The sequence below is a fragment of the Chromobacterium paludis genome (genome assembly GCF_008275125.1).
Lineage (GTDB): Bacteria > Pseudomonadota > Gammaproteobacteria > Burkholderiales > Chromobacteriaceae > Chromobacterium > Chromobacterium paludis.
Genome location: NZ_CP043473.1, coordinates 1261230 through 1275847 on the forward strand (window position 1 = coordinate 1261230; position 14618 = coordinate 1275847).

16 protein-coding genes are annotated in these 14618 nt (G+C 64.5%); 9 read left to right on the plus strand and 7 right to left on the minus strand.

Annotation, left to right across the window (positions count from 1 at the left end; all coding sequences use genetic code 11):
* The first annotated feature begins 87 nt into the window (after positions 1–87).
* From FYK34_RS05685 to FYK34_RS05695, 3 genes are all read left to right on the plus strand, one after another.
* Positions 88–276: a hypothetical protein gene (locus tag FYK34_RS05685; protein ID WP_149295464.1), complete on the plus strand. Its 189-nt coding sequence runs from the start codon at positions 88–90 to the stop codon at positions 274–276.
* Between the two features lie 196 nt (positions 277–472).
* Complete coding sequence (locus FYK34_RS05690; RefSeq protein ID WP_149295465.1) at positions 473–1000, plus strand: ester cyclase; 528 nt, start codon at positions 473–475, stop codon at positions 998–1000.
* The gene (locus FYK34_RS05695; protein ID WP_149295466.1) at positions 997–1695 is read left to right on the plus strand and encodes an SDR family oxidoreductase; all 699 of its coding nucleotides are present in this window, start codon (positions 997–999) and stop codon (positions 1693–1695) included. Before FYK34_RS05690 ends, FYK34_RS05695 begins: the two co-directional genes overlap by 4 nt.
* 104 nt (positions 1696–1799) lie before the next feature.
* Here FYK34_RS05695 and ampH read toward each other — a convergent pair whose 3' ends face one another.
* From ampH to FYK34_RS05710, 3 genes are all read right to left on the minus strand, one after another.
* On the minus strand, positions 1800–3089 hold the full coding sequence (gene ampH, locus FYK34_RS05700) for a D-alanyl-D-alanine-carboxypeptidase/endopeptidase AmpH (RefSeq protein WP_149295467.1): 1290 nt from the start codon (positions 3087–3089) through the stop codon (positions 1800–1802).
* A gap of 262 nt (positions 3090–3351) precedes the next feature.
* On the minus strand, positions 3352–4269 hold the full coding sequence (locus tag FYK34_RS05705; protein ID WP_149295468.1) for a LysR family transcriptional regulator: 918 nt from the start codon (positions 4267–4269) through the stop codon (positions 3352–3354).
* 67 nt (positions 4270–4336) lie between these two features.
* A complete protein-coding gene (locus FYK34_RS05710; protein ID WP_196782701.1) occupies positions 4337–6121 on the minus strand; it encodes an aminopeptidase P family protein in 1785 nt (594 codons plus the stop codon).
* Positions 6122–6524: 403 nt separating this feature from the next.
* On the opposite strand from FYK34_RS05710, the gene FYK34_RS21055 reads away from it, so the two are divergent.
* Complete coding sequence (locus FYK34_RS21055; RefSeq protein ID WP_269203864.1) at positions 6525–6653, plus strand: hypothetical protein; 129 nt, start codon at positions 6525–6527, stop codon at positions 6651–6653.
* Positions 6654–6791: 138 nt separating this feature from the next.
* Here the strand turns inward: FYK34_RS21055 and FYK34_RS05715 are convergent, their stop codons facing one another.
* Together FYK34_RS05715 and FYK34_RS05720 are read right to left on the minus strand one after the other, a co-directional pair.
* The gene (locus FYK34_RS05715; protein WP_168209656.1) at positions 6792–7196 is read right to left on the minus strand and encodes a VOC family protein; all 405 of its coding nucleotides are present in this window, start codon (positions 7194–7196) and stop codon (positions 6792–6794) included.
* Positions 7193–7771: a flavodoxin family protein gene (locus tag FYK34_RS05720; protein WP_149295471.1), complete on the minus strand. Its 579-nt coding sequence runs from the start codon at positions 7769–7771 to the stop codon at positions 7193–7195. The genes FYK34_RS05715 and FYK34_RS05720 overlap by 4 nt, the downstream gene beginning before the upstream one ends.
* A gap of 71 nt (positions 7772–7842) precedes the next feature.
* Between FYK34_RS05720 and soxR the strand changes: the two genes are divergently transcribed.
* On the plus strand, positions 7843–8283 hold the full coding sequence (gene soxR / locus FYK34_RS05725) for a redox-sensitive transcriptional activator SoxR (RefSeq protein ID WP_149295472.1): 441 nt from the start codon (positions 7843–7845) through the stop codon (positions 8281–8283).
* An 89-nt stretch (positions 8284–8372) separates the two neighbouring features.
* The gene (locus tag FYK34_RS05730; RefSeq protein ID WP_231137380.1) at positions 8373–8981 is read left to right on the plus strand and encodes an HAD family hydrolase; all 609 of its coding nucleotides are present in this window, start codon (positions 8373–8375) and stop codon (positions 8979–8981) included.
* Positions 8982–9050: 69 nt separating this feature from the next.
* Here FYK34_RS05730 and FYK34_RS05735 read toward each other — a convergent pair whose 3' ends face one another.
* Both FYK34_RS05735 and FYK34_RS05740 read right to left on the minus strand, forming a co-directional pair.
* Positions 9051–10229, minus strand: coding sequence for an acetyl-CoA C-acetyltransferase (locus FYK34_RS05735; protein ID WP_149295473.1), 1179 nt, complete (start codon positions 10227–10229; stop codon positions 9051–9053).
* A gap of 81 nt (positions 10230–10310) precedes the next feature.
* On the minus strand, positions 10311–12017 hold the full coding sequence (locus FYK34_RS05740; RefSeq protein WP_149299791.1) for a PHA/PHB synthase family protein: 1707 nt from the start codon (positions 12015–12017) through the stop codon (positions 10311–10313).
* Positions 12018–12355: 338 nt separating this feature from the next.
* Here FYK34_RS05740 and FYK34_RS05745 point away from each other — a divergent pair, with 338 nt between their 5' ends.
* The 3 genes from FYK34_RS05745 (at position 12356) to FYK34_RS05755 (ending at position 14614) form a co-directional block, all read left to right on the plus strand.
* On the plus strand, positions 12356–13006 hold the full coding sequence (locus FYK34_RS05745) for a fumarylacetoacetate hydrolase family protein (protein ID WP_149295474.1): 651 nt from the start codon (positions 12356–12358) through the stop codon (positions 13004–13006).
* Positions 13006–13407 carry an RNA-binding S4 domain-containing protein gene (locus FYK34_RS05750; RefSeq protein WP_149299793.1) on the plus strand — a complete coding sequence of 134 codons (402 nt, stop codon included), beginning with the start codon at positions 13006–13008 and terminating at the stop codon, positions 13405–13407. The genes FYK34_RS05745 and FYK34_RS05750 overlap by 1 nt, the downstream gene beginning before the upstream one ends.
* A gap of 70 nt (positions 13408–13477) precedes the next feature.
* Positions 13478–14614 carry an MFS transporter gene (locus tag FYK34_RS05755; protein ID WP_149295475.1) on the plus strand — a complete coding sequence of 379 codons (1137 nt, stop codon included), beginning with the start codon at positions 13478–13480 and terminating at the stop codon, positions 14612–14614.
* Positions 14615–14618: the final 4 nt, after the last annotated feature.

Below are 14618 nucleotides of genomic sequence, written 5' to 3' on the forward strand. Positions count from 1 at the left end.
CCACATTCTAACAGTTTTGTTGTGACAGCTGGCTGCAGGCCGGCTAAACTGCTTATGAATGTTGGCCATCAGGCAGGAGGTTGGGGTATGAACGCATTAAGTCAAGTCAGCGCGCAAGGCGTGAGCAGCAATACGCAAGTATTCGCATTGAAGAAAGCGATGCAGGCTGACGCGCAATCCACGCTATCCCTGCTGCAAGGCGCTGAGCAATCGGCTCAGCAGATCCAGGCGTCCAATCCGGCGCATCTGGGGCAGCGTGTGGATGTAAGGGCTTAGACGGCATCCGTTTGCGCCGATGCCGACAAAGTGGCGACCGGGAGGTCGCCATTTTTTTTGGCTTGCCTACGGCAATTTTCAAATTTATCAAGCAAATCCATCTTTCCGTCGGCTAATTATCAATTTTATAGCGGGGGCAGATAATCGACTCATGCAGCCGGCACCGGGCCGGCGGCAACGCATGCAAGGAGTCGATATGAACCGCATTTCCCACTATTTGAGCGCAAGCGCGCTGGCCTTGATTGCCGCGTCCGCGTCGGCCGCTGATGTCTTGCCCCAGCCCGAGCGGGTATTCGCCGATCGCAGCGGCGCGGCTGCGTCCGCGGTGAGGCTGGCCGCCATGCGCTACGCCGCATTCTGGAACACCGGCGACCCGCGTTATGCCGATCTGGCGCTGGACCCGGACTTTATCGATCGCACGCTGCCGGAAGGGCGCCGCCAGGGCACGGCAGGCCCCTTGCAAGCCTCGCAGGCCTTCCGCGCCGCGGTGCCGGACCTGAAGGCGGAAATCAGCGATATGGTGCTGGCTGCGGATCGCGTGGCGCTGCGCCTGCATTTCACCGGCCACTTCAGCGGCAAGTTCGGCGATATCCAGGGCCACGGCCAGGCCGTGGATTTCCAGGCGTTCGATCTCTACCGCGTGAAAAACGGACGCATCGCCGAGAACTGGCATCTGGAAGACAACCTGGCTCTGTTGAAGCAATTGGGAGCGCTGAAGCCATGAACGAATTTCTGCGGCAAAAGACGGTGGCGGTATTGGGCGGCACCTCCGGCATCGGCAGGGCGGTGGCCTTGGCTGCGGCGGAGGCCGGGGCGCAGGTTTACGTGCTGGGCCGTTCGGCCGCCCAGCCTGGACCATGGCAAAGCTTGCATGCCGATGTCGCCGACTTGGACAGTCTGCGCGACGCGTTCGCCGGCATCGGCCGGGTCGATCACTTGGTGCTGACGGCGGGGGCGCGGGTGGGGTCACTCAAACTGGGGGAGGCGACGCGCGACGATTTTCGCCAGACTTTCGAGGTGAAGCTGTTCGGCAATTTGCTGGCCATTCAGCAAGCGCTGCCGTATCTGTCCGCCGACGCGTCCATCACGCTCACCAGCGGACTGCTGTCGCGCAAGTACGGCGCCGGCGGCTTGCTGAAAAGCACGGTCAACGCGGCGCTGGAGGCCGCGGCGCGGAACCTGGCCAAGGAACTGGCGCCGCGGCGAGTCAACGCGGTGAGTCCGGGCGTGGTCGATACCGAGCTGTGGGGCGAGGCCGGCTCGGAAGGGCGGGTCGGCGCGATGGCGCGCATCGGCGCCGGCCTGCCGCTGGGCCGGGTGGGGCGGCCGCAGGAGCTGGCCCAGGCTTATCTGTTCGCGATGGGCAACGCCTTCCTCACCGGCGCGGTGCTAGATGTGGACGGCGGGGGGCTGCTGTAGCCTTGCCCATGACGGCGCCGCGCAGGCGCCGAGTCGGCGCAGGGGCATGCCCTGCGCCGCGCTGAGGCGCGGCTGCTCGCTCCGGATCATGCGCGTTCCGCGCCTTACTTGGCCTTCTTGGCGTGCGCGTGGCGATGGGCCGGCTTGGTCGAGGGCTTGGCTTTGGCCGGAGCCTTGCGCTTTGCGTGGCTCTTGGCGGTCGCGGCATGCGCCTTGGCCTTGACGGGTTTGGCGCGGACGTGGCTGCGCACAGGGGCGGGGGTCTCAACCGGCTGATAGCCGCTCAAGGTGGTGACCAGCTTGTTCACGCCGCCGCTCATGCTCTGGTAATGCGTGCCGCCAGTGCGGGTGAGGCCAACCCATACCGCGACGTCATGCTTGGGCGCCAGCGCGACATAGCCGATGAAGCCGCCGCCGCCGGCGGTTTTCTGGATGATTTCCGGCGCATTCGGCGTGGCCTCCATGCGTATCCAGCCCAGTCCCAGCTCGTCCGCCTTGCCTGCCACATCCATGCCGCGCAGGCTGCGCAGTTCGTCGCGCTTGAAGTAGGTGTGGAACATGCGGTCGCGCAGTTCCCGTCGCGCTTCGTTTTGCGGGTGAACCAGGTCTTGCAGCCAGCGCTGCATGTCCCTGGGCGTGGAGTAGATGCCGCCGCTGCCGCCGGCCGCCCGAGTGTCCAGGCAGGGGCTGGCGCCGTAGCCTTCCATCAGCCTCGCGCACTGCTCGGGCGACGGCGTCAGCGTGGTGTCGCGCATGCCCAGCGGCGCGGTGATCTTCTCATTCAACAACGAGGCGTAAGGTCGGCCGGTGGCGGCCGCCAGGGCGTCGGCCAGAAAGTCGAAGGCCAGGTTGGAGTATTGCGCGCGCAGGCCGGGCGAAAAGCTGGAGCGGGTGGAGGACAGCCATTGCCAGCGTTGTTGCTGGGTGGGCCAGACGAATACCGGCGTGTCTTGCGGTTTGGCGCCGGGCATTTCGCGCGGGAAGCCGCTGGTGTGGGTGGCCAGGTTCAGCAGCGTGATGGGTTTGCCGGACTTGTCAGCCGGCAGCGCCACGCCTTGCGGCGCGAATTTCTGCAGCGGGTCTTCCAGGCGCACGCGCTGCTGCATGGCCAGCGAGGCCAGCACTTCGCCGGTCATGGTCTTGCTGATGCTGGCGATGCGCAGCAGGGAGTCGGCATTGGGCAGCGTGCGGCTGCCAGGCCGGGTTTGGCCGTAAAAGCGTTGGGCGGCTTGGTTTTTGTCTATGACGACCATGACCATGCCTACGGCCCGGCTGTTGCGGTAAATCTGCTCGCCGTAGCGGTCTATCGCTTGTTGATCACTATCGGGCAAGGCGGCGTGGGCGAAGGAGGTCAGCAGGGCGGCGGCCAGGCTCAGCAATTTGAAAGGCTTCATCTTGTTTCCGAAAAATCTTGCGCTAAACGACGGCTCGCGTCAGGGCGCGCGCCGTAAGAATTCTGTCTGTTTGGGATAACGGGCCAGCCCGGTCATCGGTGTACGCGGCCGAGGTCCGCAAATGCATTTTCCTGAAGCGCATCGAGGAGGCCCTGTCCAAGGCAGGCGGCAGTTTAGCGCAGACCGCAGCCATGCGCAGCGCTTCTTGCCAAGCTTGGGCGAGAGCGATCGGCTCGACACAAAGTCCATCCGGCGCCACCCCTCAGCAAACGCCACGCGCCGATAGGGGCTGGGAGAGCGCTACCAGCAGGAAGTCTATCAGGCGGCGGATGCGCGCCGGTTGCAGGCGATGCCCTGGATAGAGCAGGTGCAGCGGCGCCGGGTCGACGAAATATTCGTCCAGCACGGTGCGCAGCCGGCCGGTGGCGAGGTCGTCGGCGATGTCCAGTTGAGATTTATAGGCGAAGCCATGGCCCTGGATGGCCCAGCGGCGGATGACCTCGCCGTCGTTGCTTTGCCTGGCGCTGCGCAGGCGCAAGACGCGGCTGGCGCCGCCGTCTCGATAGCGCCATTCGTTCATCGGGCCGTGGCCGGTGGTCAGGGTCAGCGTCGGCAAGTCGGCCAGTTCTGCCGGGTGCCGGGGCGCGGCCAGTTTTTCCAGCAGGCTAGGAGCGGCGCAGACCACGCGGCGGCTGTCTGCCAGCGGGCGCGCGATCAGGCTGCTGTCGGCCGGCGCGCCGTAGCGTATGGCGAGGTCGATGTCGTCGCCGATCAGGTCGGCCGGGGTGTCGCTCAGGGATAGCGCGAAGTGGACGTCCGGGTGGTCGGCCGAGAAACGGTCCAGGCAGTCCAGCAACAGGTTGCGGCCCAGATCGGACGGCGCGGACAGCCGTATCAGCCCGCTCAGCTGCGTGTGCTCCTCGCGCAGCCGGTTTTCGCCTTCCTCCAGCCACTCCAGCGCCTGGCGGCAATGAGCGAGATAGGTTTCGCCGGACTCGGTGAGGCGCAAGCGGCGCGTGGTGCGTTCGAACAGGCGCGCGCCCAGCGCTTCCTCCACGCGCTGGATGCAGGCGCTGGCGGCGGCGGGAGACAGGCCGTGCTTGCGGCCGGCTGCGGAAAAACTGCCCAGTTGCGCGGCGTCCTGCAGCAAGCGCAGGTCGCTCAAGCGGTCGAATGGCATCGGTGCTTCCTTGAAAACAAAACAGGCCATGCCGCTAAGCATGGCCTGTGGTCGGCAAAGCCGCAGTTTACAGCGCTTCGGTATTGGCCAGCAGCCAGTCGCGCGCGGCGCCGTCCACCAGCGGCAGCAGGCGGGCGCGGACCTCGGCGTGGTAGCCGTTCAGCCAATCGATTTCCGGGCGGGTGAGCAGGGACATGTCCATGCAGCGGCGGTCAATCGGACACAGCGTCAGGGTCTCGAACTTGAGGAAGTCGCCGAACTGGTTTTTGTCCGACGGCACGTTCAGCACCAGATTCTCGATGCGCACGCCCCATTTCCCGGCGCGGTACACGCCGGGCTCGATCGAGGTGATCATGCCTTCCTGCATCGCCATGTGCGGTTCCGGAATGGCGCGCGAGATGCTTTGCGGGCCTTCGTGCACATTGAGGAAGTAGCCCACGCCGTGGCCGGTGCCGTGGCCAAAGTCGATGTCGTGCTGCCACAGCGGCGCGCGGGCCAGCGCGTCCAGCATCGGCGACAGCGTGCCGCGCGGGAAATGGGCCATGGACAGCGCCAGCGTGCCCTTCAGCACCAGGGTGAAGTCGCGCTTCTGTTCGGCGGAGACCGCGCCGACGGCCACCACGCGGGTGATGTCGGTGGTGCCGCCCAGGTATTGGCCGCCGGAGTCGATCAGCAGCAGGCCGTCGCCCTGGATCACGCTGTGCGCTTCGGGCGTGGCGTGGTAGTGGGGCAGCGCGCCGTTGGCGTTGAAGCCGGCGATGGTGCCGAAGCTGGGCGAGACGAAGCCGGGGCGGCGCGCGCGCGCGGCGGTGATTTGCTCGTCTATGGTCAGCTCGGTGATGCGGGTTTGGTTGACGTTGGCTTCGAACCAGGCGAAGAACTCGGCCAGGGCCGCGCCGTCCTGCTCCATGGCGCGGCGCACGTGTTCGGCCTCGGCCGCGGACTTGCGCGACTTCATCAGCGTGCTGGGATTGATCGCCTCGATGACGCGCACGGTTTCGGTCACGGCTTGGCGCAGGCCCAGCGTGACGCGGCGCGGATCGATCAGCAAGGCGCCGCCGGGCAGGGCATTCAGCGTCGGCTTGGCGGCGGCATAGTCGGCCACCTTGACCCCGTCGGCCGCCAGTTGGGCGGCCAACGCGGCGTCAATCTTGCCTGGCGCGACGAATAGCGTGGCCTGGTCGGCTTCGATCAGCGCGTGGGCGATGAACACCGGGTTGTAGCTGACGTCGGCGCCGCGCAGATTGAACAGCCAGGCGATGTCGTCCAGCGTGGAAATGAAGTGGCGCTCGGCGCCGGCCTTGGCCATCTCCTCGCGCACGCGGGCGAGCTTGGCGGCGCGGCTTTCCGGCGCGAAGTCCGGCTCGTGCGGGTAGACGGCGGCGGCGGGCAGCGCCGGGCGGTTGGCGTAGACCATGTCCATCAGGTCCAGATCGCTGCGCAGGATCACGCCGCGCGGCGCCAGCGCCGCTTGCAGCGCCTTGAACGCGGCCAGGCCCAGCACATCGCCGTCCACCGCCAAGGTCTGGCCCGCTTGCAGCGTATCGGCCAGCCATTGCAGATGCTGGCTGCTGGCGGCCGTTTCGATTTTCATCAGCTCGATGCCGCTGCCGGCCAACTCTTGTTCCGCCTGCACCCAGTAGCGGCTGTCCGCCCACACGCCGGCAAACTGCGCGCTGACGATCAGCGTGCCCATCGAACCGGTAAAGCCGGACAGCCATTGGCGCGACTGCCAGCGTTGCGGCAGGTATTCCGAAAGATGAGGGTCGGAAGAGGGCACCAGACAGGCATCGACACCGGCCTGCTTCATGGCGAGGCGCAGCGAGGCGATGCGTTGCGGAATGGTGTCCAGGGACGGGGTTGCAAGGGTGTTCATGCCGGCTCCGGTGGAAATATTGTATCCATTCTGTTGGGAAAGCGCGGGTCGCGCAAGGGGATGAGCGATGCTCATGGAAAGCGGCCCCTTGCGGATGGGCGGAGCGGATCAGCGTCGCAGCAGATGTCTGGAGGCGGGGCGTCCGGCAAGGTGGCAAAGCTCAACGAAAGTGCGCAGAAAATGATTCATCATGGTTCCTGTTGTTATGGATTGACGGGTTGCCGCGCGGGCGGCCAAAAAATGATAAAGACATTTCATGCGATTGCAATATGAGCGCGGCTGATACTTGCGTCCTGATGCGGAACCGGCCGTCATTTTCAGCGTCGCGGTCTATACTGAGGCCGGTGCCGGATTCCCGGCATACGGCAAGGAGCGAGTCATGAGCAAGACCAGACACAGCACCAAGGAAGCCAAGAAACAGCCGCAGATGAGCCTGAAGGAGAAACGGGCCGCCAAACATCACAAAAAGCATGCGCCGGAAGGCGCGCCCATCATCGTGCCGCACTAGGCGGGCGTGATGAGGCTGCCGCACTCACGCGGCATCGTTAGACCCAGCCGCCCGAGCGGGCGGATTTTTCCGGCCACGGCGCCGGACCAGCGGATAGACCTCCCGAGCGCGAAGCGGCGGGAGGTTTTTTCATATGGCTCAGCAGGATGGCAGCCGCATCTGCAAGGCGGCATGCTCGTAGCACGTGATTTCGTAGTCGTTGCCATCCGGATCGCGGAAATACAGGGACCAGGACAAGTCGTGATCCACCGCTTTGGGCAGGCAGCCCAGCTCGGTCCGTAGATTGGCGCGCCATTGCAGGAAACCATCGGCGTCCACCCGCAGCGCCACGACGGCGCGGGGCGGCGCGTCCGCGGACTCGAACAGCGCCAGTTTGAGCCTGCGCCCGGCATCGGCCAAGGTCAGCGGTCCGCCGCCAAGGCTCCAGCCCTCCAGCTCGGGGACTCGCCGCAGGCCCAGGACGCGGCCATACCATGCCTCGGCGGCGATCTGGTCGCTCACGTAGACGTGGATGTGGTCTATGTCTTGAATGTCAGGTGTCATGAGGATGCTTCCGTCGAGGGCGCGCGCAGTCTTTGGGCCAGCCTGGCGACGCGTGCCCCAAGGTGGCGCGCCGTGGCCAGGTCGGACGGGTGCAAGGCTTTCTCCTCGGCATGGGCAATCGCCCCCCATTGACTGCCCATGCGGTTCAGCCGCTCCGGACCCTGGTTGTTAGGGATGTCCAGTCCGCACCACAGCATGCCGTGCTGGGAGGCAAGAGTGGCGAAGTAAGTCAGGGTGCCTTGCTGGTCGCCGTTGAGTCCGGATCCGGTGGTGAAACCGGCAGCCAGTTTTCCGGCCAGCGCTTGATCGCGCCAGAGTTCGCTGCTGGCGTCGGCGAAGGCCTTGAACTGGGCCGTGGGTCCGCCCATATAGGTGGGGCTGCCGAAGATGATGCCATCCGCTTGGCGCAGGGCATCGGCGAACGGCTGAATCAAAAACCGTCCATGGCGGATGTCTGCCGATTGCAGGCGAAGCAATCGGCTTGCGCCGTGCTGCGATGCGCCCTGGTGGATGGCTTCCGCCAGTTGATGCGTGTTGCCGCCGGCGGAAAAGTAAAGGATCAAGATGAGGCTCATGCTTTCTCGTTTTGCTGTTGTCATGGTGATGTTAGTATCAATGTTCAAGTTAACTTGAAGTCAACGGCAAAATGAATGAGACGATCAGCATTGGTTATCTGGCCAAACGCAGCGGCGTGACGGCCAGCGCCTTGCGCTTTTACGAGTCGCTGGGCCTGATTCTCAGCGTGGGGGCGGCCGGCAAGCCGCGGCGTTTTCATCGGGACGCGCTGCGCCGCGTATCGTTCATCCGCGCGGCGCAGGCCTTGGGACTCAGCTTGCAGGAAATCGGCGAAGCGCTGGGGGGCTTGCCTATGCAACGCACGCCGACGACGGCCGACTGGGAAAGGCTGTCCCAGGCTTGGCGGCCGTTGTTGCAAGCGCGGATCGATGCCATGGTGCGCTTGCGCGACGAGCTGGATGGCTGCATCGGCTGCGGCTGCCTGTCTTTGCAGCGGTGCAAGCTGCTCAATCCGGATGACGAGGCGGGAGCGCAAGGCAATGGCCCGCGTTTCCTGTTGCAGGCTCGATAGGCGGATTATTTGCCAAACATGGTGGGGGCGGTATGCGGCAGGGTGGGAAGAGGGCAGCGCTTGGCGAGCCTGCGGAGACGATAAGGGCGGTGTTGTTCGATTTTGACGGCGTGTTGACGACCGACAAGTATGGCTCCGACGCCACCAACCGTTATCTGGCGCAAACGACGGGGCTGGCTTTTGCGCGCGTGGACCAGGCGCTGGAGAGACATAACGATGCCCTGCTGCTGGGGCGCTTGACCCATCGGGATGTTTGGCCGGAAGTATGCCGCGAGCTGGGGTGGAATATCGACTACGGCGTGCTGGACGCCGCGTTTCGCAGCACACCCATGAATGCGGATGTGCTGGCGCTGGCGAGACAGCTGCATGGCCGTGTCCGGCTGGGCATCATCACCGACAATAAGGCGGACCGCATGGATTGCCTGCGCCGGATGCATGGGCTGGATGCATGGTTCGACCCCATCGTGGTGTCGGCGGAGGCGGGCGTGAGCAAGGCGGACGCGGCTATTTTCGAGCATGCTTGCCGGCTGGCGGGCTTGCGGCCGGCGCAGTGCCTGCTCATCGACAACAGCCGGCGCAATCTGGATACGGCCGCCGCCGCGGGCCTGGCGACGCTGTTCCACGACGACGCGCGCAACGATGTGGCCGCGTTGCGGGGAGCGCTTGCGCGGATGCTGGGCGCGGGCTGGTTGGCTTGATCCCCGCCGGCATGGGACAAAACAAAACCCGCCGGCGCGCCGGCGGGTTTTTCTTGGCGGGATGCGCGCTTACGGGCGCTCGACCGCCAGCGCCACGCCCATGCCGCCGCCTATGCACAGCGTGGCCAGGCCCTTCTTGGATCCGCGGCGCTGCATTTCGTGCAGCAGGGTCACCAGCACGCGGCAGCCGGAGGCGCCGATGGGGTGGCCCAGCGCGATGGCGCCGCCGTTGACGTTGACCTTGTCCGGGCCCCAGCCTAGCTCCTTAGCCACGCCCAGCGCCTGGGCGGCGAAGGCTTCGTTGGCCTCCACCAGGTCCAGGTCTTCCAGCTTCCAGCCGGCCTTGGCCAGCGCCTTGCGGGTGGCGGACACGGGGCCGATGCCCATGATTTCCGGCTCGCAACCGGTCAGGGCGTAGCCCTTGACGATGGCCAGCGGCTTCAGGCCCAGCTGGTCTGCTTTCTGGGTGGACATCAACATCACGGCGGCGGCGCCGTCGTTGATGCCGGAGGCGTTGCCGGCGGTGACGGTGCCATCCTTCTTGAAGGCGGCGCGCAGCTTGGCCAGGCCTTCGGCGCTGGCGTCATGCTTGATGAACTCGTCGTCGGCGAAGGCCACTGGGTCGCCCTTGCGCTGCGGCACCAGCACCGGGACGATTTCGTCCTTGAACTTGCCGGCCTGTTGCGCGGCGGCGGCGCGTTGCTGCGATTGCAGGGCCAGCGCGTCTTGCGCTTCGCGGCTGATGTCGTACTTGGCGGCCACGTTTTCCGCGGTGATGCCCATGTGGTAGGCGTTATAAGCGTCGGTCAGGCCGTCGTTGACCATGGTGTCCACCAGCTGGGCGTTGCCCATGCGGAAACCGTCACGGGAGCCCGGCAGGATGTGCGGGGACAGCGACATGCTTTCCTGGCCGCCGGCGATGACGATTTCCGCGTCGCCGGCCAGGATGGCCTGGGCCGCCAGATGCACGGCGCGCAGGCCGGAGCCGCACACCACGTTGAGCGTGGTGGCCGGGGTGGAGACCGGCAAGCCGGCCTTGATCAGCGCTTGACGCGCCGGGTTCTGGCCGCTGCCGGCAGTGAGCACCTGGCCCAGGATCACTTCGCTGACCTGCTCCGGCTTGACGCCGGTTTTTTCCAGCAGCGCCTTGATCACGGTGGCGCCCAGCTCCGGCGCCGGGATCTTGGCCAGCGCGCCGCCAAAGCTGCCGATGGCGGTGCGTTGCGCGGCTACGATTGCTACTTCCATGTCTTTCTCCTTGAGCTTGCGGCCCGCCGGAGCGGGCCATGCCGCCCTGGTCGGGCGAGGTTCGGGAATGAATCGTTTTTCTTATTGCAAGGTGGCGGCCACCGTGGGCATGGCCTTGGCCAGCACATAGCTGCCCGGGGCGGCCATCAGCGGCGGCAACTCCTTGCTGCCCAAGGTCTTGGGCGCGGCAAGCTGCTTGCCGGATTGAGGGGCCAGCCAGGCGTCCCAGTCCTTCCACCAGCTTCCCGGATGGCTTTGCGCGCCTTCCAGCCACTCCTCCGGATTGACCGGCAGCTGGTCGTGGATCCAGTAGTTGCGCTTGTCCTTGGTCACCGGATTGATGGATCCGGCGATGTGCCCGGATGCGCCCAGCACGAAGCGGCGGCTGGGCGCGCCGCTCAGATATTTCAGGCCGGAGTAGGCCGAACTCCACAGCACGATGTGGTCTTCGCGCGCGGCGAACATATAGATCGGGATGTCGATCTTGGAGACGTCGATGGGCACGCCGCACAGGGTGATGGCGCCCGGGCGGATCAGGGCGTTGTTGATGTAGAACTGGCGCAGCATGAAGGTGTGCATGGGCAAAGGCAGATCCACGGCGTCGTTGTTCCAGTACAGCAGGTCGAACGGGGTGGGGGTCTTGCCCAGCAGATAATTGTTGACCACGTAGTTCCACACCAGGTCATTGGCGCGCAGGCTGGCGAAGGTGCGGCCGATTTCCTTGCCGCTGATGATGCCGCCGGCGGCCATTTTGGCTTCGCGGCTGGCCACCAGGGCTTCGTCGATGAAGAAGGAAATCTCACCCGGCTCGGCGTGGTCGATCAGCGAGGTCATGAAGGTGGCGGAGTCGAAATACTTCAGACCCTTGGCCTGGGCCACGCACAGCGCGGTGGTCAGGATGACGCCGCCCACGCAGAAGCCCAGCGCGTTCATCGAGGGCTGCTTGGTGATCTTTTGCACCGCCTCGGCCGCGGCGAACACGCCCTTCTCGATATAGGTTTCCCAGGTGAAGTGCTTCATCTCGGCCACGGCCGAGCGCCAGCTGATCAGGAACACGCGGTAACCCTGGGCGACGAAGTGGCGCACCATGGAGTTGTCCGGCTGCAGGTCCATCAGGTAGTACTTGTTGATGCAGGGCGGGACGAACAGCAGCGGCTTCTCGTACACTTTTTCCGTGGTGGGCGTGTACTGGATCAGCTCGATCAGCTCATTGCGGAACACCACCTGGCCCGGCGTCACCACCAGGTTCTGGCCGATCTCGAACTTGCTCTCGTCCGACATGGAGATATGGCCTTTCTGGACATCCTCCATCATGTTCTTCATGCCTTCCACCAGGCTTTCGCCATGGGTCTCGATGGCGCGCTTGACCACGTCCGGATTGGTCAGCATGAAGTTGCTGGGCGCCATCGCGTCCAGATACTGGCGGGTGGCGAAGGCCAGCTTGTCCTTGGCGTTTTCGTCTATCTGGGTCTTGTCCACCAGCTCCAGCATCCACTTGGAGGTTTGCAGGTAGCTATGCTTGAGGAAGCTGTAGAACGGGTGCTCGTCCCATTCCGGGGAGGCGAAGCGGCGGTCGGCGGCGGCCTTGGCCGGCTCTGCCGAGGCGTCGTTGCTGGCGGTGCGGCCCAGGAATTGCGTCCACAGGCCCAATTGCTGCTGGTACAGGCTGGATTGCAGCTGGAGAAGCTGATTGGTCTGGCTCATCAGCTGGGACCAAGCGCCTGTCAACGGGTGGGAGGCTTCAGCCTGGCCTTGGCCTAGCGACAGGGAATTGACAAACTGCTGCATCCATTGCTGGTTGGCCGCGGAAAGGCCGGCGAAGAAATCTTCCAGCGAGGCGGTATTATTCTGGGACAAGATGAATCTCCTGATACGTATTTAAATCGTGATCGAAGCCTGTCTGAATCTGTCTGTCTGGAATGCTGAGTCAAGCAGATGTACTTGCAAACTGTAACAGGGTTGCATGACATTTTCACGCCATCCGCCTGTCAAAATCTGAGAATTCCGGAAAATCAAGCGCTTCTGTTGCTGCGATGCACAAATTAAGCCGAGGCCTGTCGTCGCGGGCGCATGTTTTTTGCATCGCGCTGTGGGATAATTGACCTGACAAGTCATGAGGAATTGCAATGGCAAGTGTAAAACTTGGTTTACAGCCTGTTCGCGTGCGAAATATTTTCTGCATAGGCCGCAATTACGCCGCGCATGCCGCGGAATTGGGCAATGCGGTGGAAAGCGAGCCGCTGGTGTTTTTGAAACCAACTTCGGCCTTGCTGGATGAATCGTCCCGGATTCGGCTGCCAGAGTATTCCAGCGATGTGCATCATGAATGCGAGCTGGTGGCGCTGATAGGCAAGGGCGGAGACGATATCGCGCCGGAAAAGGCCTTGGGCCATGTCGCCGGCTATGGCATAGGCCTGGACTTGACGGCAAGGGATGTGCAGGCAGAGGCCAAGCGCAAGGGACATCCATGGACCAAGGCCAAGGGTTTTCGCGGCGCGGCCTGCGTGTCCACGCTGGTGCCTGCCGCCAGCGTGGCCGATCCTCAGCGACTCAGTTTTGAACTGCGCGTCAACGGACAGCTGCGGCAGCATGGCGATGCCGGCCTGATGCTGTTCACGTTGGCGCAGCAGATCAGTTACCTGTCACGGGTTTATGGCTTGTCAGACGGCGATCTGATTTTCACCGGCACGCCGGAGGGTGTGGGCCGCATCGTGTCCGGCGATGCGTTGGAGTTGGAATTGCACGGCCAGGTGGCGGCAAGCTGGAGGGTGGCGTGATGGCGAATCAGGAGCAGGACGACGGCAAGGTTCGTCTGGATAAATGGCTGTGGGCGGCGCGTTTCTTCAAGACGCGCCAGCTGGCGCACGAAGCGCTGGAGCTGGGGCGGGTGCTGGTCAATGGCGACCGGGTCAAGGCTTCGCGCGTGGTCAAGGAGGGCGACAAGCTGTTTTTGCGCCTGAATCTGCTGGAGTACAACGTGGAGGTGCTGCAACTGGCCACGCAGCGCCGCCCGGCCAAGGAGGCGGTGCTGATGTATCGCGAGGATGCGGCGTCCATCGCCGCGCGAGAGGAACGGGCTTTGCTGCTCAAGGCGGAGCACGCCAGCTTCCCGCATGGCGAGGGCCGGCCCACCAAGAAGGCCAGACGCGAAATTTCGCGCTTCAAGTCGTCGTTTTAGCCGTACTTGCGGCGCCAGTCCGGCCTGGCGCCGGATGGTGCCAGGCATGGAACCACTAGAAAGATAAAAAATGCAGTCGCTGTTGCCGTTCGCTGGATTCTATTTCACCTATTTCACCTTTCAGGGCATGTTCAGCCCGTTCTGGGGGCTGTACCTGGAGTCCTTGTCCTTCAGCGCCTGGCAGATCTCCATCCTGATGGCGCTGTCCACATTTGCCCGCATCATCGCGCCCGGCTTCTGGGGCTGGCTGGCCGACAAGCGCGGACAGCGCCGCAACATCATCATCAGCACCTCCATTCTGTCTGCCGCCAGCTTCTGCCTGGTGGGTGCGCACAATGGCTTCTGGTGGATCTTCGTCAGCATGGCGGTGTCCCACTTCTTCTGGGCGGCGGCGTTGCCGCTGGTGGAGGCCAGCACCGCCTACCTCACGCGCGACAACCCAGGCCGCTACAGCCGGGTGCGCGTCTGGGGCTCCATCGGCTTCGTCTGTCTGGCGATGACGGGAGGCTATCTGCTGGACTGGCTAGGCATCGCCGCCACGCCGTGGATTGTGTCGGCCTTGCTGATAGGCGTGGCGCTGACGGCGTTCAAAGTGCCGGACGTCAGGCTGCAGAGCCGGCAGCAGCCGGCCGGCCCGATCTGGGACACGCTGAAGAAGCCGGCGGTGATCGCCCTGTTCGCCTGCTGTTTCCTGCAGGCTTTCGCCCATGGTCCGTATTACACCTTTTACTCGCTGGGTCTGAAGCAGTTTGGCTATGACAAGGCGGCGGTCGGCGTGCTGTGGGCGCTGGGCGTGGTGTTCGAGGTGGGTGTGTTCATGCTGATGCCGCGCATCATGCGTCGTTTTGGGCTGGAAGCGCTGATGCTGACCTCGCTGATCGCCGCCGTCTTGCGCTTCGGCGTCATCGCCGTCGGCCTGTCCATCCCGGCCCTGGCCGCCGCGGCGCAGGCGCTGCACGCGCTGACTTACGCGCTGCATCACGCATCCGCCATCGGCTTGATCAACCGCATGTTTGCCGAGCAGCATCACGGCCGCGCGCAGGGTTTGTACATCATCGCGTCCTTTGGCGTCGGCGGCAGCGGCGGCGGGCTTTTGGGCGGGCTGCTGTGGCCGCACGGCGGCGTGATGCCCACTTTCACCATGTCTGCCTGCGCGGCCTTGATCGGCGTGTTCGTCTGTCTGCGCTGGCTTAAACCCAAGCGTTAGCGAG

Excerpts from the sequence above, each read along its gene's own strand:
- FYK34_RS05685 (WP_149295464.1), top strand. The coding sequence starts at position 88 with ATGAACGCATTAAGTCAAGTCAGCGCGCAAGGCGTGAGCAGCAATACG.
- FYK34_RS05690 (WP_149295465.1), top strand. The coding sequence starts at position 473 with ATGAACCGCATTTCCCACTATTTGAGCGCAAGCGCGCTGGCCTTGATT.
- FYK34_RS05695 (WP_149295466.1), top strand. The coding sequence starts at position 997 with ATGAACGAATTTCTGCGGCAAAAGACGGTGGCGGTATTGGGCGGCACC.
- ampH (WP_149295467.1), bottom strand. The coding sequence starts at position 3,089 with ATGAAGCCTTTCAAATTGCTGAGCCTGGCCGCCGCCCTGCTGACCTCC.
- FYK34_RS05705 (WP_149295468.1), bottom strand. The coding sequence starts at position 4,269 with ATGCCATTCGACCGCTTGAGCGACCTGCGCTTGCTGCAGGACGCCGCG.
- FYK34_RS21055 (WP_269203864.1), top strand. The coding sequence starts at position 6,525 with ATGAGCAAGACCAGACACAGCACCAAGGAAGCCAAGAAACAGCCGCAG.
- FYK34_RS05715 (WP_168209656.1), bottom strand. The coding sequence starts at position 7,196 with ATGACACCTGACATTCAAGACATAGACCACATCCACGTCTACGTGAGC.
- FYK34_RS05720 (WP_149295471.1), bottom strand. The coding sequence starts at position 7,771 with ATGAGCCTCATCTTGATCCTTTACTTTTCCGCCGGCGGCAACACGCAT.
- soxR (WP_149295472.1), top strand. The coding sequence starts at position 7,843 with ATGAATGAGACGATCAGCATTGGTTATCTGGCCAAACGCAGCGGCGTG.
- FYK34_RS05735 (WP_149295473.1), bottom strand. The coding sequence starts at position 10,229 with ATGGAAGTAGCAATCGTAGCCGCGCAACGCACCGCCATCGGCAGCTTT.
- FYK34_RS05740 (WP_149299791.1), bottom strand. The coding sequence starts at position 12,017 with ATGCAGCAGTTTGTCAATTCCCTGTCGCTAGGCCAAGGCCAGGCTGAA.
- FYK34_RS05745 (WP_149295474.1), top strand. The coding sequence starts at position 12,356 with ATGGCAAGTGTAAAACTTGGTTTACAGCCTGTTCGCGTGCGAAATATT.
- FYK34_RS05750 (WP_149299793.1), top strand. The coding sequence starts at position 13,006 with ATGGCGAATCAGGAGCAGGACGACGGCAAGGTTCGTCTGGATAAATGG.
- FYK34_RS05755 (WP_149295475.1), top strand. The coding sequence starts at position 13,478 with ATGCAGTCGCTGTTGCCGTTCGCTGGATTCTATTTCACCTATTTCACC.